This window comes from Vibrio sp. 10N.261.54.A5 (assembly GCF_041471145.1).
GTDB classification, from domain to species: Bacteria; Pseudomonadota; Gammaproteobacteria; order Enterobacterales; family Vibrionaceae; genus Vibrio; species Vibrio crassostreae_C.
This window is the reverse complement of record NZ_JBFRNU010000107.1, coordinates 1-1,849: the sequence shown is the minus strand read 5'-3', so window position 1 is coordinate 1,849 and position 1,849 is coordinate 1. Positions and strand designations below refer to the sequence as shown.

Genomic DNA, 1,849 nt, shown 5'->3' with positions numbered 1-1,849 from the left:
CCCTGGTGGTGGAATTGGTAGACACAAGGGATTTAAAATCCCTCGGCGTTCGCGCTGTGCCGGTTCAAGTCCGGCCCGGGGCACCATCTATCTAGCTTCTACATTTTGAGTAGAGTGATGAACAAAGAGTTGTTCTCTTAAATCACTATTAAAGGCGCCTTGGCAGAGTGGCTATGCAGCGGATTGCAAATCCGTGGACCTCGGTTCGACTCCGGGAGGCGCCTCCATTCTTTCTCTTAGTTTGATAAGTTAAGAGATAATAAGAATGAAAATGCGATACTAGCTCAGTTGGTAGAGCGCAACCTTGCCAAGGTTGAGGTCATCGGTTCGAACCCGATGTATCGCTCCAAATTTTGTAGTGTTGATTCATTTCGACATTAAGATGGTGTTTTACTTTTCAGTAATCGGCATCGCAATAAAGAATTGCGTGCCCTGGTGGTGGAATTGGTAGACACAAGGGATTTAAAATCCCTCGACGTTCGCGTTGTGCCGGTTCAAGTCCGGCCCGGGGCACCATCTATTTGATTATTACCTCGCTTGGTATTGATCAAAAGAGTTGTTCTCTTAAAACACTATTGAAGGCGCCTTGGCAGAGTGGCTATGCAGCGGATTGCAAATCCGTGGACCTCGGTTCGACTCCGGGAGGCGCCTCCATAATTCAGAAAAAACCAGTCCTAGTGACTGGTTTTTTCGTTTCTGGCCCCGCTAAAAGCTTCCTACGTACCCATTTCAATGCTTATCAAAGAAATCTTTGTTACGGATATACTTGCTCATCAAGTGGTAAGAGAAAGGTCTTATCAGCCAACTAAAGATAGAGCGACCAAGGCGGATTAATGTAGGAGTGTTCTCATAGATTCGTCCGTTATAAAGCCAAAGCACTTTACCTACATGCCAATAGAGCAAAGGAACCGGTGGCATGAAGGTCACGATGTCGATGTCACAGCAAATTCGGTAGGTCTTCTTACTCATGCGATAGTGCTTTCGAAAGCTCCAATCACCAATGGCGGGTTGGCCAAAAGTCACTATTCGTTTAATACAGCCTGGGTACTTTTGATCAAAGTAATCAGCGAAGACACAACCGATAGCGCCTCCGGAAGAGTGGCCAGTAATAGACACTCTTTTTCCTTGTTCGATGAGAGGTGTGAGCGTGGCTTCCAAGCGCTCAATAACGGTTAAGCCAAGCTTATCTTCATTACGACTTGGCTGGCTCTCTTGAAACATTAGATGGTAGAAACCCGCATGCACACGATAATTGAGCCCAATTCTCTTACAGCTTCTGGTCCATAGAGCAAAGGTTAGTAGCCAATCTGAGATACTGTGCGATCCTTTGATTACCACAACCACTTCATCTTTGTCGCTACTCCACAACACTCTAATCATGGTTTTACCAAACTGGTTCTTGATGATGCGTTGTCCATTAGGGTCAAAACCATAGCGAGTCTGCTTAAAAACTCTAGGGTAGGCGAGGTTACAAAGAACGGCATAGCGCTCATATTGATATCGTTTTAGTGGTTTCACATGTTTACTTCTTAATAAGAGTTACTTCAAACTCTAATCGTTGAATGTGAAAAGCACATGAAAACGCCATTTGCTTGGTTTAAAACAATAAAATCACCGCATTCAATTGGTATTTGAATCAATGGTTGTCAGTGATTTGTCCGTTTAAATTAGAAATCCAAGTATAAGAACCGTACAAGCTGCACTAAATTTATTCTTTTGAGTTCGATAATTAATCACTTGAATTAAAAGATAAAATTTATTGTTGACGAATTTTTTCCTTCCGTTAAAGTACACCTCGTTCTCACGGCTTAGGTCGCTGAGAGATGGTGTTTTTACTTTTCAGTAATCG

General features: G+C 43.3%; 1 protein-coding gene and 4 tRNA genes. 4 read left to right on the top strand and 1 reads right to left on the bottom strand.

Annotated elements, in window-relative coordinates:
* Positions 1 to 153 precede the first annotated feature (153 nt).
* The 4 genes from AB4329_RS22295 (at position 154) to AB4329_RS22280 (ending at position 654) form a co-directional block, all read left to right on the top strand.
* Positions 154 to 227: transfer RNA gene (locus tag AB4329_RS22295), tRNA-Cys, on the top strand.
* Between the two features lie 46 nt (positions 228 to 273).
* Positions 274 to 349 (top strand) — tRNA-Gly (locus AB4329_RS22290).
* 80 nt (positions 350 to 429) lie between these two features.
* Positions 430 to 516, top strand: a tRNA-Leu gene (locus tag AB4329_RS22285).
* Positions 517 to 580: 64 nt separating this feature from the next.
* Positions 581 to 654 (top strand) — tRNA-Cys (locus AB4329_RS22280).
* 75 nt (positions 655 to 729) lie between these two features.
* On the opposite strand, the gene AB4329_RS22275 is transcribed toward AB4329_RS22280, so the two are convergent.
* On the bottom strand, positions 730 to 1,518 hold the full coding sequence (locus AB4329_RS22275) for a lipase family protein (RefSeq protein ID WP_017064543.1): 789 nt from the start codon (positions 1,516 to 1,518) through the stop codon (positions 730 to 732).
* Positions 1,519 to 1,849: the final 331 nt, after the last annotated feature.